The 22,385-nt window shown below is 60.3% G+C and carries 25 protein-coding genes; 15 read left to right on the forward strand and 10 right to left on the reverse strand.

Annotated elements, in window-relative coordinates:
* Positions 1-55 precede the first annotated feature (55 nt).
* Positions 56-814, reverse strand: a complete 759-nt coding sequence (locus V5A26_RS09305; protein ID WP_332321601.1) for a hypothetical protein — start codon at positions 812-814, stop codon at positions 56-58.
* Between the two features lie 80 nt (positions 815-894).
* Positions 895-1,689 carry a Rossmann-like domain-containing protein gene (locus V5A26_RS09310; RefSeq protein WP_332321600.1) on the reverse strand — a complete coding sequence of 265 codons (795 nt, stop codon included), beginning with the start codon at positions 1,687-1,689 and terminating at the stop codon, positions 895-897.
* Between the two features lie 159 nt (positions 1,690-1,848).
* Between V5A26_RS09310 and V5A26_RS09315 the strand changes: the two genes are divergently transcribed.
* The 4 genes from V5A26_RS09315 to V5A26_RS09330 all read left to right on the forward strand — a co-directional run bounded on the left by V5A26_RS09315 (position 1,849) and on the right by V5A26_RS09330 (position 4,397).
* Positions 1,849-2,130, forward strand: coding sequence for a nickel-binding protein (locus tag V5A26_RS09315; protein WP_332321599.1), 282 nt, complete (start codon positions 1,849-1,851; stop codon positions 2,128-2,130).
* A 138-nt stretch (positions 2,131-2,268) separates the two neighbouring features.
* Entirely contained in the window at positions 2,269-3,561 is a 1,293-nt protein-coding gene (locus V5A26_RS09320; protein ID WP_332322349.1) for an O-acetylhomoserine aminocarboxypropyltransferase/cysteine synthase family protein, read from the forward strand.
* 43 nt (positions 3,562-3,604) lie between these two features.
* The gene (locus tag V5A26_RS09325) at positions 3,605-3,991 is read left to right on the forward strand and encodes an SHOCT domain-containing protein (RefSeq protein WP_332321597.1); all 387 of its coding nucleotides are present in this window, start codon (positions 3,605-3,607) and stop codon (positions 3,989-3,991) included.
* A gap of 79 nt (positions 3,992-4,070) precedes the next feature.
* A complete protein-coding gene (locus V5A26_RS09330) occupies positions 4,071-4,397 on the forward strand; it encodes a DsrE family protein (protein WP_332321596.1) in 327 nt (108 codons plus the stop codon).
* A 21-nt stretch (positions 4,398-4,418) separates the two neighbouring features.
* Here V5A26_RS09330 and V5A26_RS09335 read toward each other — a convergent pair whose 3' ends face one another.
* On the reverse strand, positions 4,419-4,658 hold the full coding sequence (locus V5A26_RS09335; protein WP_332321595.1) for a DUF7120 family protein: 240 nt from the start codon (positions 4,656-4,658) through the stop codon (positions 4,419-4,421).
* Positions 4,659-4,784: 126 nt separating this feature from the next.
* Here V5A26_RS09335 and V5A26_RS09340 point away from each other — a divergent pair, with 126 nt between their 5' ends.
* From V5A26_RS09340 to V5A26_RS09365, 6 genes are all read left to right on the forward strand, one after another.
* Positions 4,785-5,054, forward strand: coding sequence for a hypothetical protein (locus V5A26_RS09340; protein ID WP_332321594.1), 270 nt, complete (start codon positions 4,785-4,787; stop codon positions 5,052-5,054).
* Positions 5,051-5,797 (forward strand): lipoate--protein ligase family protein, encoded by a 747-nt coding sequence (locus tag V5A26_RS09345; protein ID WP_332321593.1) that lies wholly within the window; start codon positions 5,051-5,053, stop codon positions 5,795-5,797. Before V5A26_RS09340 ends, V5A26_RS09345 begins: the two co-directional genes overlap by 4 nt.
* 187 nt (positions 5,798-5,984) lie before the next feature.
* The gene (locus V5A26_RS09350) at positions 5,985-6,995 is read left to right on the forward strand and encodes an AAA family ATPase (protein WP_332321592.1); all 1,011 of its coding nucleotides are present in this window, start codon (positions 5,985-5,987) and stop codon (positions 6,993-6,995) included.
* A gap of 1 nt (position 6,996) precedes the next feature.
* A complete protein-coding gene (locus tag V5A26_RS09355) occupies positions 6,997-8,907 on the forward strand; it encodes a vWA domain-containing protein (RefSeq protein ID WP_332321591.1) in 1,911 nt (636 codons plus the stop codon).
* Positions 8,904-9,227, forward strand: coding sequence for a hypothetical protein (locus V5A26_RS09360; RefSeq protein WP_332321590.1), 324 nt, complete (start codon positions 8,904-8,906; stop codon positions 9,225-9,227). The genes V5A26_RS09355 and V5A26_RS09360 overlap by 4 nt, the downstream gene beginning before the upstream one ends.
* 64 nt (positions 9,228-9,291) lie before the next feature.
* Positions 9,292-10,734: a trimethylamine methyltransferase family protein gene (locus V5A26_RS09365; protein ID WP_332321589.1), complete on the forward strand. Its 1,443-nt coding sequence runs from the start codon at positions 9,292-9,294 to the stop codon at positions 10,732-10,734.
* Here the strand turns inward: V5A26_RS09365 and V5A26_RS09370 are convergent.
* The 4 genes from V5A26_RS09370 to acnA are packed head-to-tail and all read right to left on the reverse strand — an operon-like array spanning position 10,731 to position 16,767.
* Positions 10,731-12,050, reverse strand: coding sequence for a heme ABC transporter ATP-binding protein (locus V5A26_RS09370; protein ID WP_332321588.1), 1,320 nt, complete (start codon positions 12,048-12,050; stop codon positions 10,731-10,733). The genes V5A26_RS09365 and V5A26_RS09370 overlap by 4 nt on opposite strands.
* The gene (gene btuC / locus V5A26_RS09375; RefSeq protein WP_332321587.1) at positions 12,047-13,123 is read right to left on the reverse strand and encodes a vitamin B12 ABC transporter permease BtuC; all 1,077 of its coding nucleotides are present in this window, start codon (positions 13,121-13,123) and stop codon (positions 12,047-12,049) included. Before btuC ends, V5A26_RS09370 begins: the two co-directional genes overlap by 4 nt.
* Before the next feature lie 57 nt (positions 13,124-13,180).
* Positions 13,181-13,987, reverse strand: coding sequence for an aminoglycoside N(3)-acetyltransferase (locus V5A26_RS09380; protein WP_332321586.1), 807 nt, complete (start codon positions 13,985-13,987; stop codon positions 13,181-13,183).
* Between the two features lie 38 nt (positions 13,988-14,025).
* Positions 14,026-16,767 carry an aconitate hydratase AcnA gene (gene acnA / locus V5A26_RS09385; RefSeq protein ID WP_332321585.1) on the reverse strand — a complete coding sequence of 914 codons (2,742 nt, stop codon included), beginning with the start codon at positions 16,765-16,767 and terminating at the stop codon, positions 14,026-14,028.
* Positions 16,768-16,895: 128 nt separating this feature from the next.
* On the opposite strand from acnA, the gene V5A26_RS09390 reads away from it, so the two are divergent.
* Positions 16,896-17,831 carry an NAD-dependent epimerase/dehydratase family protein gene (locus V5A26_RS09390; protein ID WP_332321584.1) on the forward strand — a complete coding sequence of 312 codons (936 nt, stop codon included), beginning with the start codon at positions 16,896-16,898 and terminating at the stop codon, positions 17,829-17,831.
* Between the two features lie 4 nt (positions 17,832-17,835).
* On the opposite strand, the gene V5A26_RS09395 is transcribed toward V5A26_RS09390, so the two are convergent.
* Positions 17,836-19,014 carry an aminotransferase class I/II-fold pyridoxal phosphate-dependent enzyme gene (locus V5A26_RS09395; protein WP_332321583.1) on the reverse strand — a complete coding sequence of 393 codons (1,179 nt, stop codon included), beginning with the start codon at positions 19,012-19,014 and terminating at the stop codon, positions 17,836-17,838.
* Between the two features lie 57 nt (positions 19,015-19,071).
* Positions 19,072-19,596, reverse strand: a complete 525-nt coding sequence (locus tag V5A26_RS09400; RefSeq protein ID WP_332321582.1) for a hypothetical protein — start codon at positions 19,594-19,596, stop codon at positions 19,072-19,074.
* 57 nt (positions 19,597-19,653) lie between these two features.
* Between V5A26_RS09400 and V5A26_RS09405 the strand changes: the two genes are divergently transcribed.
* Positions 19,654-19,827: a hypothetical protein gene (locus V5A26_RS09405; protein WP_332321581.1), complete on the forward strand. Its 174-nt coding sequence runs from the start codon at positions 19,654-19,656 to the stop codon at positions 19,825-19,827.
* 46 nt (positions 19,828-19,873) lie between these two features.
* Complete coding sequence (locus V5A26_RS09410; RefSeq protein ID WP_332321580.1) at positions 19,874-20,242, forward strand: metal-sulfur cluster assembly factor; 369 nt, start codon at positions 19,874-19,876, stop codon at positions 20,240-20,242.
* 51 nt (positions 20,243-20,293) lie between these two features.
* Here the strand turns inward: V5A26_RS09410 and V5A26_RS09415 are convergent, their stop codons facing one another.
* Positions 20,294-20,803 (reverse strand): NifB/NifX family molybdenum-iron cluster-binding protein, encoded by a 510-nt coding sequence (locus V5A26_RS09415; protein WP_332321579.1) that lies wholly within the window; start codon positions 20,801-20,803, stop codon positions 20,294-20,296.
* Positions 20,804-20,925: 122 nt separating this feature from the next.
* Here V5A26_RS09415 and mobA point away from each other — a divergent pair, with 122 nt between their 5' ends.
* Both mobA and V5A26_RS09425 read left to right on the forward strand, forming a co-directional pair.
* Positions 20,926-21,552 (forward strand): molybdenum cofactor guanylyltransferase, encoded by a 627-nt coding sequence (gene mobA, locus V5A26_RS09420; protein WP_332321578.1) that lies wholly within the window; start codon positions 20,926-20,928, stop codon positions 21,550-21,552.
* Between the two features lie 179 nt (positions 21,553-21,731).
* Positions 21,732-22,304: a helix-turn-helix domain-containing protein gene (locus V5A26_RS09425; RefSeq protein WP_332321577.1), complete on the forward strand. Its 573-nt coding sequence runs from the start codon at positions 21,732-21,734 to the stop codon at positions 22,302-22,304.
* The last annotated feature ends 81 nt before the right edge of the window (positions 22,305-22,385 follow it).

Below are 22,385 nucleotides of genomic sequence, written 5' to 3' on the forward strand. Positions count from 1 at the left end.
TGCCGTGGTCGTCTTGCCACTGACCCTCCGGGGATGGGCCAGCGTCGCCGGGTGATCAGATCGCCTTGATCGTCGGGAGCAACTCGTCGCGGGAGGCCTCTGCGACCGACCGGATCCGGTCGAGTTGCTCGCTCGTAAACGGGACGGGATGGAAGCCCCTCTCCAGTGGGACACTCTCGGACCGGTCGCCGCGGAGTCGGAGTTGCCGGTCTTCCATGTCCGTCAACAAGACCGTGTCGGCGGCGTCCTCGACGCGCCCGATTTCTGCCGCATACGCCGAGGAACTCACGGTGAACAGACTGGTCAGGTCTTCGCGCTTTACAGTCTCCTCGAAAGCGTCCAGAATCGGGTCTCGATACGTGTCGGAGAAGAGGAAGAGGTTGAGCGCGGTTCCGAAAAGCACGGTTCCCGGACCGGAATCATCGGTGCGGTCGAGGGCTTGCTCGATCGTCTTTCGCCAGACGGCCGGGTCGAGCAAGTTGCCACGAATCATCTCCTCCGAAATTTCAATGGCGTCGACGCCTGGGTCCATGGTGGGATCGAAATCCACGAATTCGACCTGCTCGTCGATAACCGAGCGCTCGGTGTCGTAGAGCAACTCCATGGTGTCATAGACGAACTCGGCGCCGGAGTTTGTCAGGAGGAGGACGCTCTGACCGCCGGCGTCGAGCCAGGCGTCGAGAACTGCAAAGCCGATGAGGGGCTTGCCTGAGCCCCCCGGGCCAGAAATCACGGTCGACGTGTTTGTCGGGATGCCGTCCGGGGCGACGGACGTGAACCACGCTTTCTCTGGGGTGAAAGTCTCGCCTGTCATCGCCTGTCAATTGGCGCGAGACGCCCAAAGGTATTGCTGACGGTCGCCGCCGTTTGCACGCGTTCCACCAATCCGTGGAATCAGTCGAGGCACAGTCCGGGCAGCGAGGAGACCGTGGGATCGACGACTGCCCACTTGGTGAGCCCGCCGTCGTGAAGGTCTGCTTCTGATTTTCCCCCGGTGATGGCACGCCTGACGTGTTCGGGATCCGTTACACTCGCACCGGCAACCATCGACACACCGGCCTCGAAGAGTGGTTGGGGACCAAACGAGGCACTTGCCCCCACTACCACGACGGTCTGATCGGGCCGCGCCGCTTGTAGGTAGGTCTCGATCCCACCCCACACGAGTGACGAACCCGTTATGAAAAGGACCTCGGCTTCGGGTACCAGTTCGGAGGCGGCCGCCGGCGGATGCATGGCGGTGTCCAGTTCGGCTGCGAGGGACTCCGGAACCGTCACCGTCTGCGGGTTCCGTTCGAACACGTCGACATGACCCGCGTCGAGGTGTTTCAGAACCGGCCCGAAGAGCCCGACCATGGCGACCTGTTCGGTCTCCGGGTCGAGACTCCGGAACGGATCGAGGCCAGGCTGTCTCTGGTTCGGTGGGTCAATAGCGTTGAGCGCGGCCACGCCCACTGCCCGCGTTCCGGTGTCCGTCGCAGTCGCCCCCTGCCGGGCGACCTCGTATGTCGAGTTTCCCGTCACATCTGGGATGGGGCCCTCGGGATTCATCGCGACACCGGCCAAACCCACCTCAGTTTGAACCATGACCAGTTCGTCGCCCTCGACGACGGCACTGACCTCGAATCCAGGATCCGGGAGCGCTTCGGTCCGTTTCGCAAGGATGGTGCCAGCAGTGGGCGATTCGTCCATAACCATCAATCCCTCTGCAGACTGAATAAGTCACCCGGACTGAAGTGGACCTGTGTGAGTACTGGAAATATGATATAGTATTGGGGAAACCCCAGTAACGGACCCAAGGTGTGGATACACCTATGGTGCTTTCTTTCGAAAATCCGAACGGTGGATCCAATGGCACGAATCATAACGATGCGGTATTCCGAGGACGGACGGCTCCCGGATGCCTCTCGCGAGGAACTCGAAGAGCTTCAGGCAAACGTCGTCGAGACCGTCGAGCAGTACGACAACGTGACGTTTAAGGGCACCTTCGCAAACGAGGACGGAATGGGCATCTGTGAGTGGGAGGCCCCGGATGTCGAAACCGTCGTCGAAATCTACGAGGAATCCGGCGCCAACGACGTCGCACCGAGCGACGAAATCATCGAAGTAGAACAGGTTCTTCCGCTCGAATAGGGCTCTTTTGGCCCATCGGGAGTTTTTCAACAAACGCCGCTCGAAGGTGGATTGCTTCGCTGATATATTACTGAAAAACATGATTATGACATACTTTATTCGCAGAGTTTATACAACGACCTCTACTTTCCCCAATTGATGACAGCAGACGACCACGGCATCTTCACCCGCTCGATTCATGCGGGCCAGGAGTCCGATTCGGCAACCGGCGCGAGAGCACCGCCTATCTACCAAACGACGTCCTACGAGTTCGCGGACGCCCAGGACGCCGCCGAGCAGTTTGCCCTTGAGAAACCCGGGTACATCTACTCCCGGCTCATGAATCCCACCATCGAAACCCTCCAGGATCGGTTGGCCTCACTTGAAGGCGGCGTCGGCGCAACCGTCACCGGATCCGGAATGGCTGGCCTGGATCTGACCACGTTCCTGCTCGCTGAAGCCGGTGACAACATTGTCGCTGCCTCTTCGCTCTATGGCGGGACCCATACCTATCTCAACCACACGGCTACAAGGCGCGGCATCGAAACCCAGTTCGTCGACACGCTCGAGTACGACCAATACCGCGAGGCTATCGACGAGGATACTGCCTACGTCCTGATCGAGACCATTGGAAACCCGGCGTTGATAACGCCGGATATCGAGCAGATCGCCGACATTGCTCACGAGAACGGGACGCCGCTTCTCGTCGACAATACGTTTGCCACTCCCTACCTCGCCCAACCGATCGAATACGGGGCTGACCTGGTCTGGAACTCCACGACGAAGTGGCTTCACGGCGCGGGTTCGACGGTCGGCGGTGTCATCGTCGACGCCGGCACGTTCCCCTGGGACGAACACGCCGATTCGTACCCCGAGATCGGTGGTGAGAACCCGGCGTATCACGGTGTGAACTTCTCTGAACGGTTCGGGGATGCCGCATTCACGTATGCCGCGATCGCCCGCGGGCTTCGCGACCTGGGGAACCAGCAATCTCCCTTCGACGCGTGGGTCACCCTGCAGAAACTCGAAAGTTTCCCGCTCCGCATGGCCCGTCACTCGGAGAATGCGGCCATCGTCGCTGAGTATCTCGCAGACCACGAGGCCGTCGAATGGGTCACATACCCGGGCCTGGACAGCCACGAAACCTCAGAGAACGCCGACAAATACCTGGATGGCGGCTACGGGGGCATGCTCACCTTCGGTGTCGAGGGTGGCTATGACACCGCTCAGCGGATCGTCGAGTCCACCGAACTCGCAAGCCTGCTCGCAAACGTCGGCGACGCGAAGACGCTCATCATCCACCCCGCCTCGACGACCCACCAGCAGCTTTCGGAATCGGAACTCGCCGATGCCGGTGTCAAACCGGATATGATCCGACTCTCGGTTGGGCTCGAGGACCCTGCGGATATCATCGCGGACCTGGAGCAGGCCATCGAGACGGCGACGGAATAACCGTCTTGGGGAGATTCACAACCCCCACTTCCGAAACAGGTCTATGAGCCAAGCGATCGATCGGATCCGGGAGAACCTGACCGAAGTCGTCTCCGTGTCTGTCACGGGTATCTGGCTCGGGGCGCTGTTCACCGGTCAGGACTGGTGGCTCCCCTTCATGTTGATCGGGTACATTATCATCGTTCCAATGACGGCGTTGGTTTTCGGAGACCGGGAGGAAATCGCCGAGTGGTGGGAGGACGAGGATGTTACCATCCCGGAGGACACGAATGAGACTGACCCGGTTGAGACACTGAAAAACCGATACGCTGCGGGCGAGATCAGCGACGCGGAGTTCGAACGAAAGCTCGAACGACTGTTGGAAATCGAGGAGTCCGAGAGTACAACGGCGGAGTACGACGATATCGATCGGGAACTAGACCGATTGTGACGATTTGACTGCAGACTGACACAGTATATCAATTCGCCGCGACCGGTTCCCCCTTGGTCCCCGGCCTCGAAGGTCCGGTATGCATCTTGGACTGATCGTGGAGACGAAGGATCCGGGCGCGGTCTGGAACGGATTTCACCTCGGGACCTCGGCACTTGCGTCAGGTCATGACGTAACAGCCTATCTCCTCGGAGAGGGTGTCGAGGCACCGGACCAACCCGCAGGCGATGACGTGAACCCGCATGGAATCATCCGGAAGTTCGTCATGGACGACGGAGAAATATTGGCCTGTTCGCGCTGTCTCGATCATCGGGACATGGCGGCTGATGAGCTTCGACCCAGGGCGGAGATGGAGAAACTGGTCGACCTGATCGAGGAGGCAGACGAGACTGTTTCTATCGGGTGAGCAGGCTGTTCCTAAGGCCGCTCAGTACATTCGGTCGGATCCGGGATCGTCGTCCGCTATCGCGGGATCAACTTGGTCGTCGACGGTTCCGGTAAACACGGATTCCTCGGATCCGGTGTCTTCTTCGGTCTGGTAGGCCGACAACCCCAGTGTGAGCAGCTCTTCGACGGCCTGGTCCCAGTTTAGAAACTCTCCTGATTCGACGAAACGGTCGATATCGCTCGTGACTCCATCCGGCAACGTCACTTCCGATTCCGGCATATTCGACCATCAGAGGTTCGACGGGATGAATCCACCGGTGCCGAACGGGGCCCTGACTGCCAGTGACCAGACACAGCACCCGCCGCAACCGGGGGGTACAAGAAATGCAAGGCCCTGGATGGGGGTATGCAGGCGACTGAATCGGTCAAAGTGCCCGACGGCAAACTGGTCCGGGTCGAAGTGACGTACGACGACACAATCGAGGACATCGAGATCACGGGTGATTTCTTTCTCGAACCACCGGAGGCGCTCGCTGATCTCGAAGCAGCCATCGAAGGGCATCCAGCGGCCGCTTCGGCCACGGATTTGGAAACGGATATCCAAGCTGTGGAGGCCGACCTAATCGGATTCGACGCCGCGGACCTGGCAACGGTCACTGTGGAGGCCCTCCAATGACGGTTCGGTTGATTGACGACGGTGTGTACGCCGAACCGATGCATCATGCGCTCGATCAGGTTCTCCTGGACCGCCTGGACGCCGGCGAGATCGAACCGACGGTCCGGTTCTGGTACCGAAGCGGGCCGGCAATTCCACTCGGGCGTTTTCAGGCCTACGAGGATGAGGTGGCTACGGATTACGTCGAAGAAACGGGCATCGATGTCGTCCGCCGGATCACAGGCGGTGGGGCGATGTTCGCTGAACCGGGGGACATCATCACGTACTCGATGTACCTCCGCGAGGAGGACGTGCCGGCGGACGTGGAGGAGAGCTACGAGGCGCTCGACGACTGGGTTCTAGAGGGTCTACGGGAGGTTGGGCTGGAGGCGTTTCACGAACCCCTCAACGACATCAGCCATCCGGAGGGCAAGATCGGCGGATCGGCTCAACTCAGGTCGGGGGACGCCGTGTTACACCACACGACGATGAGCTACAGTGTCGACATCGAAGCGATGCTCAAGGCACTTCGGATCGGCAAGGAGAAGGTTTCGGACAAGGCCGTGAAGTCCGCCGAGAAACGGGTGGCTCGGATCACTGATCACGTCGATGCCTCGCGGGCTGAAGTCATCGAGTCACTGAAGGGCGCGGTCGATTCGACTTATGGGGCCCAGTCAGCCACCTTCGAGCAGGAAACCCTCGATCGAGCCGCTGCACTGGCCGAATCGAAATTCCAGAACGACACGTGGAACAAACGGCTCTAGGGTGGTTGATCGGTGGCCTCCGGGGTGTGTGAGTGGGGCGTTACCGATGAGATTGCGGCCGAAGCCTTTCTAATCATGGCCGCCAAGGGCAGGTATACGTGATGTGGATGGCCGGACCGAAGACGCGACCGACCAGCTGGCTGGGCGGACCAAGAGACAGTGTTGCGGTTGCCGTCGAGGGGGGCCAATGACACAAGAACGTGGCACGTCAGCGACCGAGTATCACGATCTCGCCGGGATCAGGGTCACTGTCGATCCGGCTGCCCAGCTTGTCGGCCCACAGACCGGCTCAACGTATGAAGGGCTCCCGGTCCGTGAGCCCGGCCCCAAGCAAGTGCCGGCGGTTCGGACCGAATATCACCCCTCTTCGATGACTGGGAGCCGAGATTCCGAGGAAGTCATCGCCCGGGCGCTGGGCGAACTGGACAAACCGATGTTGCTGGAAGGGGAAGCTGGAACCGGGAAGAACACGGCCGTTTTGACGCTGGCTGGGCGGACGAACCGCCCAGTCACGCGAATGAACTTCGGGGCGGATACGACTATTTTCGATCTCATCGGCGAGAAGGACCTCGTCGGTGGGGACACCGTCTATGTCTTGGGCGAACTGGCGAAGGCGGCGCTGTTCGGCTGGATTTTCGTCGCCGACGAGATCAACATGGCCGAGGGGGACATTACCTCTCACCTCCACGCCATCTGCGAGGAAGTCGGCCGACGGCGGCTCACACTCCGGGGGACTGGTCGGACGTTGACGGATCTCCCGCCGGAGGTTGCCTGGGACCCGGAGACACATCTCGGGCGATATATTCACCCAGCCTTTCGGTTCGTGGGGACTGCAAATCCACTCTCGTATGCGGGGACGAGCGAGATGAACGACGCGTTTCGCTCCCGGTTTGTCGTCTTGCCGGTCGAGTATCTCCCACCCGAGGAGGAGGCCGATTTGTTGGTCGAAGAGACCGGTGTCAGTCCCGAAACCGCACGACGGTTGACGAACGTGGCCGAACAGCTCAGGGAAGCCCACCGCCGCGACGAACTTGAAACCCCGATCAGTCACCGGGAACTGCTCAAGGTGATCGAAATGGCGGGCCCCAACCAAGAGTTTATGCCCATTGCGGAAGCCGCCCAGCTCGTGTTAGTCGGCCACGCCACGCTCAAACTCGACAAGGCGACGATTCGGGATACCATCACGGCCGAACTCTGAGATGCGCCTGACCAGCGACACTGACAGGGAGGCTGTTTCGGCCCATCTCGAAGCCGCTGCCCCGGACCTGCGAACCAGCGAGGCGCGTGCTGATCGCCTTCAGCGGGACGCTCGAATCAGGACCGGCCAGTGGGATCTGGTGGTACAGGTCGAAACGGCCCATCGCCCTGCCACGATCGAACGCGGGCAAGACGGTCCGATTGTCACACTCTCAGGGGACCCAGTTGGGCAGCCGGTGACAGCCTATTCCGATCGAGAATGGGGACTGCTGGTCCAGCGTGTCAGACTCCTCCACGAGGTGATCCATCTCGAATTCACGGATTTCGCCGATGTGCACGCTCGACTCCAGGACATTGAAAACGGCCATGGACCTGTCGCTGGGGCTCTCTGGAACGCAGTCGAGGATGCTGCAATCGAGGCGACGATCAGGGACCAGTGGCCGAATTTCGGCGACTGGTTTCGACAGGTCAGAACGAACCTGCTGTACACCGCTGGGCCGGGCATCGCTGACCCGGATGGCGGACTTGTGTACCCGTTGGCCCAGGCTGCGGTGCTTGCATTGATGGACGGGACGGTTATCGAACCGGGCCCCCTCCAATGGCTGCGTGATTCGACCGAGGAGTCTCACCATTTCCACACGTCTGCCGACCGCGACCGGTTCGAAGCCGACGTGTTGCCACCGGTTCGGAAGACGAAACAGGCACTACACGGCGTCACAAATCCGGTCGAACGCAACCGGCTGGCTTTCGAGTGTTTCCAGGCCATTACTTCGGCGATACAGGATGCCGATGCCGATGGTCGGGGGCAGGTCGCCGCCTGGAGTGGTGATTGCTGGGGCATGCCGGATGACACCGGCCACGATATCGAACCAGGTCGGTTCGATCCTCTCCCGGCCGTCGAAATCAGGCAAACACGATCTGAACCGCTTGACCACGGCCACGCGATACCCCAGTCAGCCACTTCTACTGAACCTGATCGCAAAACCCAACCCGTTTCGTCCGACCAGTCATCGGAGTCAAAACCGGCTGACCCCACAGACGAAGACACCCAACACCAACTCGCCGATGACCTCGCCGCCGAGATCGAAGCCAAGCGCCGGGACGGCGAAACCCTCGACGAGCGGACCGAGACGCTTGAAACGCTCCAGGCGGCGGTTTCGGCCACCGAGACCGAACTTGAAAGTGAGGGCGTCGTGATCCCAGAAGACGATCCGGCTCCTCACACTCCGACCGAAGCCGCAGCCAAGGCGGACGGGGCCCGACTTGCACGGGTCCTTCGGAACCGCTTTCAGAAGGAGCGAAAACGCTCCATTCAGCGGAATCAACGTCGGGGGCGGCTGGACCCGGCCGCGCTTCACCGGACAGCGACGGGGGACACACGGGTGAAACAGCGACGGGAGCAACCGGACGAGACCGAGCATCACTGTTTGTTCGTTCTGGACCGGTCCGGTAGCATGCGAAAACACGTCCGGGTGGCCGAACAGGCGATGGGGATGCTCGCGGTTGCGCTCGAGGCGGTCGATGTGGATGTCTCCGTGCTGGAACTGTTGGATAAGGAGGTGCGACTGGCAAAGCCGGTCGATCGGGACGTCGATCGAGCCACAGGCCGACTGTACCACGGTGACGTCGGAGGGGGAACGCCACTGACGGATACCTTGCATATCGCTCGGGAGTACCTCAAACGAGCCTCGGGAACGCGGTTCGTGATCGTCGTCACCGATGGCCGGCCGTCAGATCCGGATCGCTACCGGGAAGCACTGAAACGGTTCACGGTGCCGGTCCTTGGTGTCAACCTCACGACCGAAGAGGCTGCTGGGGAAAGCGAGTTCCACCGGCAAGTAACCGTGGCCCCGGAAACCGAATCGCTCAGGCGGGCCCTTCGCCAGCTCGTCCAGGAGGTGTTGTTCGAATGAACCGCCCGGTGTATGACTGTCCGGTCTGTCACACGCGCCAGCCAGTCCGAGACGTCGATCAGGAAGACCCGCCGAGCTATTTGGGCAATACCCAATGTCAGGGTGCTTATGGGGGCTGTCTCAGATCGACTCGGCTGGAATTGGTGCCGGAGGCCTTGTGGGAGCCCGGCCAATGGGACCTGTTCTGTCCCCGGTGTGGCTACGAAACGGTCGCCTGGGGGGAGATGGGTTTCGGGCCAACCCACCGCTGGGCTTGTCCGGACTGTCAGAGTCGGATGCTCGTTGAATCGGTCGAGAACAGGGCTGAAGAGATCTCCTGAACAGGGTCCCGTGCTCCCTCACACCCCCCGAAGAGCCATATCCGGCCTCTCCGTGAAGGATTACATGACACAGGAGCTGGCCCTACCAGCCAGAAAGGCGATTCACGAGCAGGCTACTGCGTTTCTGTCCGAGGAGGGGATGCGAGTCGAACACGTTGCAGCCCGTGAGGAACTCGCTGCGGCCGGTGCGGAGGTCGAGGGAGCGATGGTCCGCGTGTCACCGGCCCTGATCGACGACGCGATTGATCAGGCCCCGGAGTCGTTTGACTGGCGCGCCCGCGATCCGGAAAAGAGCGTCAGGGTCGGGACCGGGGACCCGGTTATCGCACCGACTCGTGGCCCCAGATACGTCAAACGGCCCGGTGAACCACGCCATCGAGCCACGATGGCAGATTTCGATCAGCTCGTGAAACTGGCCCATCAGGAGTCGGCCATTGATGTGGTCGGGTACGATCTCTGTAGTCCGAAGGGGTACTCCCTTCCGGGGAATCCTGGGGGATTCGACCAGGCAGCCACCGGCCACGAACTCCTGGCACGGCTTTTTTCCGGCACGGACAAACCGATCGTTGGGTCTGCTCGGAGCGGCGACGAAGCCGCCGCGTCCCTTGAAATGGCCCGAACTGCCTTTGACGAACCGCACTTGGAGGCCCCAACGGTCATGGGTATCCTTCATGTCCGCTCACCGCTGGTCTTGAACAAGCCAATGGTCGATGGCTTGCTACAGTTCGCTCGGGCCGGCCAACCCCTTGCCGTCTCCTCAGGAGCCATCCCAGGGGCGTCGGCCCCGCATTCGCTTGCCGAAGCTGCGGTGCAGGTCACTGCGGAGGCCCTTTTTGGCGCTGTGTTCGTTCAAGTGATCAATCCTGGCACGCCGGTGATTTTCGGCCGCTCAGCAACTATCTATGACCGGGCGGCCGGGGCAGTCTCGGCCGGGATTCCTGGCTCGTCGTTACAAGACGTGATCGTCGAAATGGCCGATTTTTACGACCTGCCGTCGCGGGGCAGTGGTGGCGCCACCGATGCGAAGGCCATCGACGAGCAGAGCGGGGCCGAGTCAATGCACCACCTCAGTGCTGCGATAGACTCCGGGGCCGACCTGCTGTTGAACGCGACTGGCGGGTTAGACACCTATGCGAGTGTCTCCCCGGAAAAGACCGTCCTCGACTCCGAGCGCATTCGCACACTTCAGCAGGCAGAAACCGAAGCGACCGCACTTGCCACGAATCTCAAATTGGAGCCGTCCCTGGACCAGCTTCGAGAGGCGGAACCTGGGGCGGCGTTTTTCGATGAACGTGATCCGGAAATGCTTCCCGATGCCCCCGTTTTTGAAAATACGACCGATATCCGCGGCAGCCATGAAACCTGGCACACAGCCGGCAACGTAACAGTGACCGAGCTGGCGACCAGCCGGGTCGAATTTCTGCTCGCCGAATACGAACAGCCACCCATCGATACGGCAGTCGCTCAGGCGTTGTTCGAACATATCGAGGAGTACTCTGCAGATTAGCCATCTGCTTTGATGGCAGACTCCACCGCATCCAGGACGTTCCGTGACTCGACGACTGTCGCCTGTTCCCGCAGCGAATCATACAGCTCTCGACCACGGACGCCGGCGTAATTCCGGTCCTCGATGGGCCGGTCCTCGATGAGGACAACCTGCTCGGCGTGCGCGGCGGCCCGGAGGTTGGGAAGATTCCCGTTCCCGATTGCCAGGTCGGCAACGACTGTGACTGCCGCGTCTTCGACTTGATCGACCACCCGATCGGCTGTGGCCTCATCGATCGGCGCGTAGGGTTCGAGCGTCACCGTATTCACCCCCAACATGCGAGCGGTATCGATGTCGGCGTCACCCTCGTTGAGGGCACCTGTCGACACCCGGTACCCACTTGCCGCGAGGAGATAGAGCAATCTGGCCGCCGAGCCACCCCCACCGATCACGTGAACGTGTGGCCCGGTTCGGTCACGAGCCCCATCCGGCAGCGCCATCACGTAGACCGAGCCGGTCACCGGGTTGTTCGTGACCACCGCGTCGGTGCCGAAAGCCGACTCGAGGTTCGATTCGGTCAACACCTCTGGTGGCGAGCCGAGTGCAGTACGCTTCCCGTCTGAAAGCAGGAGCAATCGATCACAGTAATGGGCTGCGAGGTTGAGGTCATGGATCGGTGCCATGACCGATTTGCCCTCCTCGACCAACGATTTGACCAGTTCCAGGGTTCGGATCTGGTGGTTGATGTCCAGGCTTGCTGTCGGTTCGTCGAGGAGCAGTACCGGGGTATCCTGGGCCAGCGCGCGGGCGAGTAGGACTCGTTGTCGCTCACCGCCACTCACCTCCTGAATATCTCGATCCGCAAGCTCGGCGATTTGGGTCCGTTCGAGTGCCTGCTCGACGATGTCCCCGTCGTCGGCGACGTTTACGCTGACTCGCCGGCGGTATGGGGTCCGCCCCATCTCGACCACTTCGCGAACGTCAAAATCGAACGCGAGCGTGGTTTGCTGGGGGACGACGGCCACCAGTCGGCTACTCGCTTTCGAAGGCAATGCGGTTACGTCGTGCCCATCGACCAACACGGAGCCGCGACTCGGATTCAAGACGCCGCTGATAGTGCGCAATAACGTGGTTTTTCCGGCGCCGTTCGGCCCGATCACGCCCAGAAACTCGCCACGTTCGACGTCAACTGAAACCGAATCGAGTGCTTGGACGGTTCCCAGCGTCACCGAGACATCCGAGACATCCACGATTGGGCGTTCCGGGTCGCCGGCAGAGAGGTCTCGTTCTGCCGTGCCGGTCACTCCTTCGAGGACGTCGTTCAATCGTGAATTCATAGGGCATGCACCTCCCGACGCCTGAGCAGGAAGAGGAAAAAGGGCGCTCCAAGGGCCGCGGTAACGATTCCGACCGGGATCTCTCCAGCCCAGGTTCGGGCGACCGTATCGGTCATGACGAGGAAGGCTGCTCCCGCGAGGGCACTCGTCGGAAGCAAGATTCGGTGGTCCGGGCCCACGACCAACCGCATCATGTGGGGAACGATCAGCCCGACGAAGCCGATGACACCCGACACGGCGACTGCTGCAGCCGTAATCAGACTCGAAACCCCCAGGAGGATTCGTTTCGTCCGCTCGACTTCGATTCCGAGGGTTTCTGCATCTTCCTCGCCCAGGAGGAGCACATTGAGATCACGGCTATACCACGCCAGGATCACAAACAGGGCTGGGATGAAGAGGAAGGCGAACCTGACCTCGTCCCAGGTCGCGTTGTGCAGGTGGCCCATGAGCCAATATACAGCCTGTTCGAGGCTCTGGCCTCCCATTGTGAGCATGAAGGAGATGACGGCCCCGAGAAACGTCTGGACGGCAACGCCTGCGAGAAGGAGGGTCGCGACTGGTGTTCGTCCGTTTTCCGTCGCAATGAGGTAGACGCCAAAAGCAGCGATCAGGCCGGTTATAAAGGCCGCCGCCCGGAGCCCGACCGGGACTGGAAGGACGATTGCGGCGACTGCACCGACTGCTGCGCCCGTGGAAACGCCGATGATCGACGGGTCGGCCATTGGATTCCGGAAAAAGCCCTGCATAACTGCACCGGCGACAGCGAGGGCAAAGCCCACCAGAGCCCCGAGGACGATTCTGGGCATCCGGACTGTCCACACGATGGTATTCGTCGTCTCCGATACCGCGAACTGAAAGACCTCGGTGAACCCCAACTCCGGGAGCGGAAATCCGGCCAGCGGGCCAGCAGAGAGTGTGACTGACGTCGGGATTGCTACCTGATTGAGCAGGACTTTGAGCACGTCAGGCGGCGCGATCGAAACGGGTCCGATCCCGGCACTCACGGTGACGGTACCGAAGAGGAGGAAAAAGAGGACAGCACTCCAGGTGAGCGTCCGGGTTCGGAGCTCCATGTGTGTGCAACTCAGTTTGGACAAGTAAAGAATCTGTTGAACTATTGAGGTTCGTGTTCAGCGGTTCTGTTCGAACCAGTCGACGGCGTACTCGATGAGGGTGCGTTGGTCCACGAGTCGGACGTCTGTTGCACCGACCTGGCCCCTTGTACTCCCCACGTCTGCCTCGAAATCGGCACCCAACATTGCAAAATCCTCGACCTCGAGTTCGATATCGCGGTACTCGACCTCGACACGCTCTCCCCCCTGCCGGATCGGTGCATGACGCGTTCGCTCCGCGGTCTTGACGGTTGCCAGATACTCCGCCAGGTGGATCGATGTGTTCGTTTCGTGGGTCGTGCCAAGCAGGAGGACGCTCCCGTCGAGTTCGTAGATGGCTCCGAGTGGCGAGTCCGGGCCCAAGCCGTAATCCAGCGGGTGATTACCTACGATTTCTGTCGCGTTTGCACCGGTTGCGGCAAACGAATAGATCGGATGCTCGCTTCGAATGACTCCGGGATAGCTCCGGAACGTTTCCGGAATTCTGCCGACGTCCCGGGTCGGGGTTCGCTCCGGATCGAACGCTGGGCGGGTTTCTCGCACGGTCTCGACCCAGTCATCAGGAATTGGCGGGTTTTCCCACTCTGCCGGATCAGTGTACTGCCCGGAATGTGTGGGCATGATGAGTGTGCCTTCCGGTGTCACCACGTCCAATAGAGCTTCGACAACGGTTTGGGCGCCTCCACTCACCCACCCGATGGCACTCAGTGAGGCATGGACGAGCAGGGTCTCCCCGCCGGTGACACCCATTTCACGGAGATCGGCTTCGATATTCGCCATCGTGACCGGTTCGTCCACCCGGTCGATGGCATCGGTTTCGCCCATATCAGTTTCGGGGACCGCGGGCAGCCTAACACTTTCCCCTACTCAGTGAGCAGTTGGCGCAACACGTAGTGGAGAATGCCGCCGTGTTCGACGTAGTCGACCCCAGCAGGGGTGCCAACTTGTGCGGTTATCGGGAATGTGGTCGTCGAACCGTTTTCGTGGGTCGCCCGTACCGACAGTTCCGCGTTGACATCGAGGCCATCCGCAAGTCCGGTGATGGTGTACTGCTCTGTTCCGTCGAGTCCCAGTGACTCCCAGGAATCGCCGGGCTGGAACTGGAGCGGAAGGACACCCATCCCGATGAGATTGTCCCGGTAGATACGTTCGTAACTTTCCGCGATGGTGGCACGGATGCCGAGCAGGTCGGTGCCCTTCGCCGCCCAATCACGACTCGATCCGGTGCCGAACTCCACACCCGCCATGACGACGAGGGGGGTGTCTGCCTCACGATACCGTTCACTGGCTTCGAAGACGGTGGTCTCCTCCTCGGTCGGGTGATGGATGGTATAGCCCCCCTCCGTGTCGTCCAGCATCACGTTTTCGATGCGGACGTTTGCGAAGGTCCCGCGCATCATCACTTCGTGATTACCTCGCCGCGATCCATAGGTGTTGAAATCGGCCGGCTCGACACCGTGGTCCATGAGCCACTGGCCAGCCGGAAGGTCGGGTCCGAACGGCCCGGCCGGACTGATGTGATCGGTCGTGACCGTATCGCCCAGGGTCATGAGACACCTGGCGTCCTCGATATTCTGGACGCCTGGTTTTTCCAGTGGGAAATCCTTGAAGAAGGGTGGCTCGCGAATGTACGTGGACTCATCGTCCCATTCGTAGACGTCTCCAGTCGGCGCGTCCAGTGCCTCCCAGTGGTCGTCCCCCTCGTAGACCGAGTCGTACTTCTCCTCGAACATCTCCGAATGGACGCTGTCATGGACCACGTCCAGGATCTCGTCACTCCCCGGCCAGATGTCTTCCAGGTAGACCGGTTCACCGTTGTCGCCGTAGCCGATCGGGTCCGATTCCAGGTCGATGTCGACCCGCCCAGCGAGCCCATATGCCACGACGAGCGGTGGGCTACCGAGGTAGTTCGCCCGAACTTTCGGGTGAATCCTCGCCTCGAAGTTCCGGTTCCCGGACAGCACACTGCTCGTCCAGAGGTCCTGCTCGTCGATGGCCGCTTCGACGGGGTCAGGAAGCGGGCCTGCGTTTCCGATACACGTCGTACAGCCGTAGCCAACCACGTGATACCCGAGTTCTTTCAGGTCTTCAAGGAGACCCGACTCTTCGAGATACTCGGTCACGACACGACTTCCTGGTGCGAGGCTGGTCTTGACGTGGGGTGGGACGTCAAGGCCTGCTTTTACAGCGTTCCGGGCCAGGAGCCCGGCTGCGACCATGACAGAGGGGTTCGAGGTGTTCGTACAGGAGGTGATCGCTGAGACAACCACGCTCCCGTGACCGATCTCGGTGGATCGACCATCAGGCATTTCGATCTCGTGGGACTCGGCAAGTCCGCCGACCTCATCATCGACGGCTGCTCCAGCCAGCCATTTTTCGTAGGCACTTTCGGGCGCTCCCTCAGCGCCAACCTCGTCAGCAAGCAACTCTCGGAAGTCGGTGTCCATGTCGCCCATCGGGATCCGGTCCTGCGGTTCGGTCGGGCCGGCGAGGCTGGGTTCGACGCCGCCGAGGTCGACCTCTACGGTCTCCGTGTAGTCTGGGTTCTGTTCCCCGAAGAGCCCCTGTTCCTTGAGATACGCTTCGACAAGATCGATGTGATCCTGGTCGCGCCCGGTTAACTCGAGGTAATCGAGTGTTGCGTCGTCGACCGGGAACATGGAGATGGTTGAGCCCTGTTCGGGGGCCATGTTCGCGATCGTCGCGCGGTCGGCCACGGCAAGGGTCGAGACGCCAGGTCCAAAGAACTCGACAAAGCGGTCGACAACCCCGACCTCGCGAAGGTGCTCGGTGATGGTGAGCACGAGATCTGTCGCGGTTGCCCCTTCGGGGAGTTCGCCGGTGAGCCGAACACCGACGACCTCCGGTAATTTCATTGTGACTGGTTGGCCGAGCAACGCGGCTTCGGCTTCGATCCCGCCGACACCCCAGCCGAGCACCCCAATTCCACCGATCATCGGCGTGTGGCTGTCTGTACCGACGAGGGTATCCGGAAGGAGCCAGTTCTCGCCGTCGATTTGACGGTCGTGAACGACCTGTCCGAGGTGCTCCAGATTCACCTGGTGGACGATCCCAGTTCCCGGGGGGACGACGCTGAAGTCGTCAAAGGCCTGCTGGGCCCATTTGAGTGCACGGTAGCGCTCCCCGTTTCGTTCGTACTCGAGTTCGACGTTCTTCTCGTAGGCCGAATCCGACCCGTAAAAGTCGACCTGCACACTGTGGTCGATGACGAGGTCGGCCGGGATTTCCGGCTCGACGATGGTCGGGTCACGGTCTTTCCGGGCCGCTGCCGAGCGGAGTGCCGCCAGGTCCACGACTGCCGGGACGCCAGTCAGATCCTGGAGAACGACTCGGGAGGGAGTGAACGGAACTTCCGCATCTGGAACCGTCGGTTCCCAGCTCGCTGCGTTCCGGACATCCGTTTCGGTGATGCTCTCCCCGTCAGCCTGCCGGAGGACCGATTCGAGAAGGAGGCGAATACTTACGGGGAGCGAGTCGAGATCACAGAGTCCCTCGTCTTCGAGAACGGTGAGGTCGGCGATCCGATACGACTCCCCGTCGTGTTCGAATTCGCGGAGTGCCCCAAAAGGGCCGGTATCCTGCATGGGCCGGCGTATGTGATGGGCGGACTTGAATGGTTAGCCTCCGTCACTATTGCCCAGCGCCGGGCCGCTTGTCGACCGGCTAAGAGAAACCGCGGCAATTTATACCGCCCACCGACGAATATCGACGCATGCAAACGGTTCTCGTTACCGGTGCACGTGGGCAGATTGGCTCCGAACTTATCCCGGCCCTCCAGGAACGGTCGGAGGTCGAAACCGTCGTCGCGACGGATATCGAAGAACCCGAAGCCGAATCAGGTCCGACTGAAAAAATAGACGTCAGGGACAAGGAGGCGTTTGCAACTGCACTCGAGGAATACGATGTCGACACCGTGTTTCACTTGGCAGCGATCCTCTCTGCGAAGGGGGAGAACCACCCACAACTCGCATTCGAGGTCAACATCGAGGGATTCCACAACGTCCTGGAGGCTGGCCGCCAGCACGGATTGGAACGGCTGGTCGTTCCCAGTTCGATCGCGGTCTTCGGCCCGGAGACGCCGACAGATCCGGGTGAAATGACGACATTGGCCCCTCGGACGATTTACGGGATTTCAAAGGTCTTCGGCGAGCATATGGGAAACTACTACAACTGGAACTTTGGCCTGGACGTCCGAGGTGTTCGGCTCCCCGGGATCATTAGCCACAAAACGCTGCCCGGAGGTGGGACCACTGATTACGCCGTCGAGGCGTTTTACGACGCGATCGAGAACGGTGAATACGACTACTTCGTCCGGGACGATACCGAACTGCCGATGATGTACATGGCTGATGCGATCGACGCCCTCATCGGAATTGCGACCGCCCCACGGGATTCGCTCGAGTACCCCTGTTCCTACAATGTTGGGGCATTGAGTTTCACGCCGAAAGAACTGACCGCCGCAATTCAAGAGCATCGCCCGGATTTCGAGGCCCATTACGAACCGGACGAGCGCCAGGAGATCGCGGACTCCTGGCCGGACGACATCGACGACTCGGCCGCTCGCGAGGACTGGGGGTGGGAGCATACCTATGACTTGGAATCGATGACCGCTGATATGCTCGAGCACCTCGAGGAAAAACTCGGCTAAGGAGTTAAATCAGATCGAGATCTCGACCGACTTCTTCGTACACCCGAAGCGCTTCGTCGATGTCTGCTTCCGTGTGGCCGGCACTCAACTGATTTCGGATCCGGGCCTCGCCCCGCGGGACCATTGGGAAGACGATCGGCAGGGCGAAGATACCGTTCTCGAACAGCCGGTTGCCGAGTTCCTTGGCCTTGTTGCTGTCTCCGACCATGGCGGGCACGATCGGCGTTTCGCTGCGACCCGTATCCCAGCCCATCGACTCCATCTCGCTTACGAAGTACTCCCGGTTCTCCCAGAGTTTTTCGACTCGGTCGGGTTCGTTCTCGATAATTTCGAGGGCCTTCATGTTCGCCGCGGCGATCGCGGGCGGATAGCCGGCACTTAGGAGCCAAGTTCGGGCGGTGTTATAGGCGTAATTGATAACTTCCTCGTCGCCCGCGAGCATCCCGCCAAAGCCGCCAGCGGCCTTCGAAAACGTGCCCATCTGGAAGTCGATCCGGTCCTCGAGACCGAACTCGCTCGCGATTCCGTGACCGCCGCCCAGGACACCTTCGCCGTGGGCGTCATCGACGTAGGTCATTGCGCCATACTCATCGGCCAAGTCTTGGATCTCGTCCATCGGGGCGATGTCCCCGTCCATGGAGAACACGCCATCGGTGACCACGATCATCCGCTTGTAGTCCTCGTGAACCGACTCGAGGGTCTCTTCCAGACTGGTCATGTCCGTGTGGTCATAAACCTTCACGTCCGCCGGAGAGAGGCGGACGCCGTCGATGATACTGCCGTGATTCAACTTGTCGGAAAGATAGACGTCACCGTCTTCGAGCAATTGGGGGAGTACGCCCGCGTTGACCGAAAATCCCGTCTGGAAGGAGACCCCTGCTTCCGTATCTTTGAAGTCGGCGATGGCCTGGTTCAACTCTTCTTGGACTTCCATGTAGCCAGCGATGGACCAGTCCGACCCCGCACCCATTCCGAACTCGTCGATTGCATCTTGGGCGGCCGCCTTGACACGCGGATCGTTCGCCAGATCGAGATAATTGTTCGCCGCGAGGAGGATCGCCTCTTTCCCCTCGACTTTCACGTTTGGTTTCGACGGTGTCTGGAGGGTCCGGAGGTCCCAGGTCTCTCCCCGTTCCTCCATCTCGGCGACTTTCTCCGCCAGATACTGTGTCTTTTCCGTCATGTGTTCTGAACAGAGGACCCCCGGTAACAAAAGCGTGCCCGAGAGACCATGTCACACTCAATGAAGGGTGTCTTCCCGCTCGGCCACATCGGCCGCGAACAGGGCATATCCGACCTCCGCCACTGAATACTCACTCTCGGCGGCGAGTTCCCGGATCGGTTCGATCATGGTGACGTAGTCACCCGCGTCAAAGGTTTCCTTTCGGCCGTCAAGGAGATCGAGTCTGTCGAGGCTGGCCCAGACTCGGGTATCGACGACCGCGTGACGGCCCGGATCGAAAGCGGTGAGCACTGCAGAGGCTGTCGGCGCCTTGAATCCGCTGAGTCCGGAAAGGAGCTGTATTTTCGAGAAGTCACCGTCGACCCGACGGACGTTCTCGGTCACTTTCCGGCATCGGTCTCGGGGGTTCTTCTTCACGTGGTAGGCACTCCGAGTCGAGGTCTCGTAGGCGAGTTCGTACAACTGCTCGCGATCGAGAAGGCCCTGCTCACGATAGGTTTCTCCGAGTGCGTCGAGCCGTTCAGGAAGGACCCCCTGGGTCTGTTCGTACCGAGCCAGATGGGTCCCAATAGGGAAGTCCATGAATGACGGATAGTGGGCCGAGACTCGTGTACGTGACGGCTCCGGTAGAAACGAACATTGAGGGGAATTCACCGCCTCCTTGAACTACTGGTCGAATCAAGTCTGGCAGCGGTCCGACGACTGCTCTCGACGGCAATCGAGGAGGCCTTGCAGGACGACGACCTCCGGGAGCGGTTGGAATTCGCCGGAATCCTCGGACGAGGAGCAATCGAAAAAACACGAGAGAATTGAGCGGGTAGAACAATCCTTTTGACTCTCAATAGCGAAGCCAGGGTACATGGCACTCAGCGACGACATCCGGGACGCACTATCGGAGGTCTACGATCCGGAGATCCCGGTAAATATCGTCGACCTCGGCCTGGTCTACTCGATCGAGGTCGATGAAGAGACCGGTTCGGCGCACATCGATATGACCTTGACGAGTATGGGGTGTCCGATCGCGGATAGTATCAAACGAAACGTCACCGTGGCCGCCGAGGCCGTTGAAGGCGTCTCTGACGTCGACGTCGAACTGGTCTGGGAGCCACCCTGGTCCCCGGAGAACGCGACCGAGTCCGGGAAGGCAAAACTCGAATCGATGGGGATCCGAGTGCCGAATTACGATGACGACGGGGAGGAGGCTGCCGGCCCAGAGACACCGTTCTGAGTGCAGCACACCGCTTGGCTGAAAGTTTGAGTATCGTGGCGTTTTCGACGATTAGTCGTGACAGTCGCCATTACAGTCGTCGTGGCCGTGCCCGTGGCCCTCTCCCTCGTGATGGGCATGTCCGTGGTCATGCTCATCGTCTTCATGGCCGTGTCCGTGCCCACCATCTCCATGGTCGTGATCATGCCCACCGTCGTGTCCATGTCCATGATCGTGGCCATGGACGTCGGCCGGATCAACTTCGGTCAACGCGTCTTCGCGCCACTGGTCAAGTGCATCCGCCACGCTTCCCTCGGCTCCCCGATACACGGTGATACCCGCTTTCTGCAATCGGGAGACTGCGCCGCGCCCGATGTCACCAGCGATGACGACGTCAGCATCCGCCTCGGTGATAGTAACTGGTGGTGGACTCGCGTTCCGGCCGCGTCCCCCGGTGTGCTCAAGGAAATCGGTTTCGTCCGTGTCCGTATCGTACAGGGTGAAACCGTCGGTTCGACCGAAGTGCGATGAAACCGAGGCCGCTTTTGTCCCTTCGGCCGACGTGGGAAGTGCAACAAGCATCCGCTGACACTACGGTGGGGGCTGTTGTCAACGTTTCCTCATCGATATGCCACCTGTAATCATTATGGGGTCGTTTCAGTCGAACCAAGGACTCCTATATCGTCGTGTTGTAGGTTCGGTCAATGGCCGTGGGAGTGCTCGTCTGTGGTGGCGGATCGACCCGGTTTGGGACCGAGGACAAGGTCTGTGCGGAACTGGCCGGCCGGCCACTGGTTCGACACGTCGCTGACCGGATCACCCCTGTCATCGACGAACTCGTCGTCAACTGTCGAGACTCGCAAGTCGAGTGTTTGACCGAAACCCTGTCCGACTATCCCCTCCCGGTGACGTTCGCCTGTGACGAGCGTGAGGATGCCGGGCCGCTGCAGGGCATCGAACGCGGACTCAGTGCTGCCGATACAGAACTGGCGGTCGTCTTGGCCTGTGATATGCCGTTTGTTGATCCTGCGTTCATCCAGACCCTTTTCGACCAGGTTCAGGACCATCAGGTGGCTATTCCCCGCCACGGTGAGGGGAACTGGTATCAGCCACTTCAAGCGGTCTATCGGGTCGATCCGATGCTGACGGCAATCAACGATGCACTGGAGGCCGGTGCAGAACGCCCGATCAAACCGGCTCTTGCTCTCGATTCGGTAACTCTCGAGGGCGAGGACCTGTGGGCGAACGCAGACGAACACACCTTCTTCAACGTGAATACCCAAGCCGATCTCGAAACTGCCGAAGCGATACTCGGAAACGAGCAGGGCTAACCACAGTATTTTGGGAATCGAACCGGACACTGTTATGAGTAGTCTCGAGTTAAAGTAGCCAGTCTTATGACTGAGTACAATCTACGTAATTGTTGAATGAGGGATTACGGAGGAGTGTCGGATTTACGGGGTGAAATCCGGTGAGGCCGCGCGAACAACCGCCAAACGAGGAGGAACGAATGTTGCGGGTCGTCATTCGGCTCGAACCTGAGGGAAACTGTCCGATGCTCCAGTTCGACGTTCAGCCCGAACAAATCGAGGCGCAATTGGCCGGCGATACGTGTCTCTGCAAAGCCATTGTCAACCGAAGCGAAACCGTCATCGAGCACACCCAACAAACTCTCGAAGACGACTGTGCCTGTACCGTTTTCCACGAACATGCCTGTATCGCGGATATTACGAGCGTCGACGAACACGGTATCACGATCACGACCCATGTCCCCGACCGGTCCGTCGTGGAGGAAATTGTTGACGATCTGCGAGAAGTCGGTAATACAATCGAGCTAATGGAAATCACGTCCAACAATGACGGCGAAATGACAGACCGGGTCGAACGAGTCGACCTGTCGGATCTCACGGAAAAACAGCGGTCAGCCGTTAAATTGGCGATCGAGGAGGGATACTACAAACGGCCCCGAGAGACCACCCTTGAGGTGATGGCCGCCCACCTTGACATTTCCCAACAGGCACTCTCACAGCGTCTTGGGGTTGTCGAGGAGAAACTCATCGGGCAACTGTTTCAGTGTCCGTAAACTACTCTAACCGACTTCGGTCACCTGTACCGAGTTCTATTGTTAATGGTGGGGCTTTGATGTGGACTCCCGGCACTCAGC

This window comes from Halodesulfurarchaeum sp. (assembly GCF_036626455.1).
Lineage (GTDB): Archaea > Halobacteriota > Halobacteria > Halobacteriales > Halobacteriaceae > Halodesulfurarchaeum.

Bases quoted from the DNA above. Each gene is read 5' to 3' on its own strand.
- V5A26_RS09415 (WP_332321579.1), bottom strand. From the start codon at position 20,803: ATGCTTGTTGCACTTCCCACGTCGGCCGAAGGGACAAAAGCGGCCTCG.
- V5A26_RS09345 (WP_332321593.1), top strand. From the start codon at position 5,051: ATGACGGTTCGGTTGATTGACGACGGTGTGTACGCCGAACCGATGCAT.
- V5A26_RS09350 (WP_332321592.1), top strand. From the start codon at position 5,985: ATGACACAAGAACGTGGCACGTCAGCGACCGAGTATCACGATCTCGCC.
- V5A26_RS09355 (WP_332321591.1), top strand. From the start codon at position 6,997: ATGCGCCTGACCAGCGACACTGACAGGGAGGCTGTTTCGGCCCATCTC.
- V5A26_RS09410 (WP_332321580.1), top strand. From the start codon at position 19,874: ATGGCACTCAGCGACGACATCCGGGACGCACTATCGGAGGTCTACGAT.
- V5A26_RS09310 (WP_332321600.1), bottom strand. From the start codon at position 1,689: ATGGACGAATCGCCCACTGCTGGCACCATCCTTGCGAAACGGACCGAA.
- V5A26_RS09330 (WP_332321596.1), top strand. From the start codon at position 4,071: ATGCATCTTGGACTGATCGTGGAGACGAAGGATCCGGGCGCGGTCTGG.
- V5A26_RS09370 (WP_332321588.1), bottom strand. From the start codon at position 12,050: ATGAATTCACGATTGAACGACGTCCTCGAAGGAGTGACCGGCACGGCA.
- V5A26_RS09340 (WP_332321594.1), top strand. From the start codon at position 4,785: ATGCAGGCGACTGAATCGGTCAAAGTGCCCGACGGCAAACTGGTCCGG.
- V5A26_RS09315 (WP_332321599.1), top strand. From the start codon at position 1,849: ATGGCACGAATCATAACGATGCGGTATTCCGAGGACGGACGGCTCCCG.
- V5A26_RS09320 (WP_332322349.1), top strand. From the start codon at position 2,269: ATGACAGCAGACGACCACGGCATCTTCACCCGCTCGATTCATGCGGGC.
- btuC (WP_332321587.1), bottom strand. From the start codon at position 13,123: ATGGAGCTCCGAACCCGGACGCTCACCTGGAGTGCTGTCCTCTTTTTC.
- V5A26_RS09390 (WP_332321584.1), top strand. From the start codon at position 16,896: ATGCAAACGGTTCTCGTTACCGGTGCACGTGGGCAGATTGGCTCCGAA.
- V5A26_RS09400 (WP_332321582.1), bottom strand. From the start codon at position 19,596: ATGGACTTCCCTATTGGGACCCATCTGGCTCGGTACGAACAGACCCAG.
- mobA (WP_332321578.1), top strand. From the start codon at position 20,926: ATGGCCGTGGGAGTGCTCGTCTGTGGTGGCGGATCGACCCGGTTTGGG.
- V5A26_RS09365 (WP_332321589.1), top strand. From the start codon at position 9,292: ATGACACAGGAGCTGGCCCTACCAGCCAGAAAGGCGATTCACGAGCAG.
- V5A26_RS09325 (WP_332321597.1), top strand. From the start codon at position 3,605: ATGAGCCAAGCGATCGATCGGATCCGGGAGAACCTGACCGAAGTCGTC.
- V5A26_RS09380 (WP_332321586.1), bottom strand. From the start codon at position 13,987: ATGGGCGAAACCGATGCCATCGACCGGGTGGACGAACCGGTCACGATG.
- V5A26_RS09395 (WP_332321583.1), bottom strand. From the start codon at position 19,014: ATGACGGAAAAGACACAGTATCTGGCGGAGAAAGTCGCCGAGATGGAG.
- V5A26_RS09425 (WP_332321577.1), top strand. From the start codon at position 21,732: ATGTTGCGGGTCGTCATTCGGCTCGAACCTGAGGGAAACTGTCCGATG.
- V5A26_RS09335 (WP_332321595.1), bottom strand. From the start codon at position 4,658: ATGCCGGAATCGGAAGTGACGTTGCCGGATGGAGTCACGAGCGATATC.
- acnA (WP_332321585.1), bottom strand. From the start codon at position 16,767: ATGCAGGATACCGGCCCTTTTGGGGCACTCCGCGAATTCGAACACGAC.
- V5A26_RS09360 (WP_332321590.1), top strand. From the start codon at position 8,904: ATGAACCGCCCGGTGTATGACTGTCCGGTCTGTCACACGCGCCAGCCA.
- V5A26_RS09305 (WP_332321601.1), bottom strand. From the start codon at position 814: ATGACAGGCGAGACTTTCACCCCAGAGAAAGCGTGGTTCACGTCCGTC.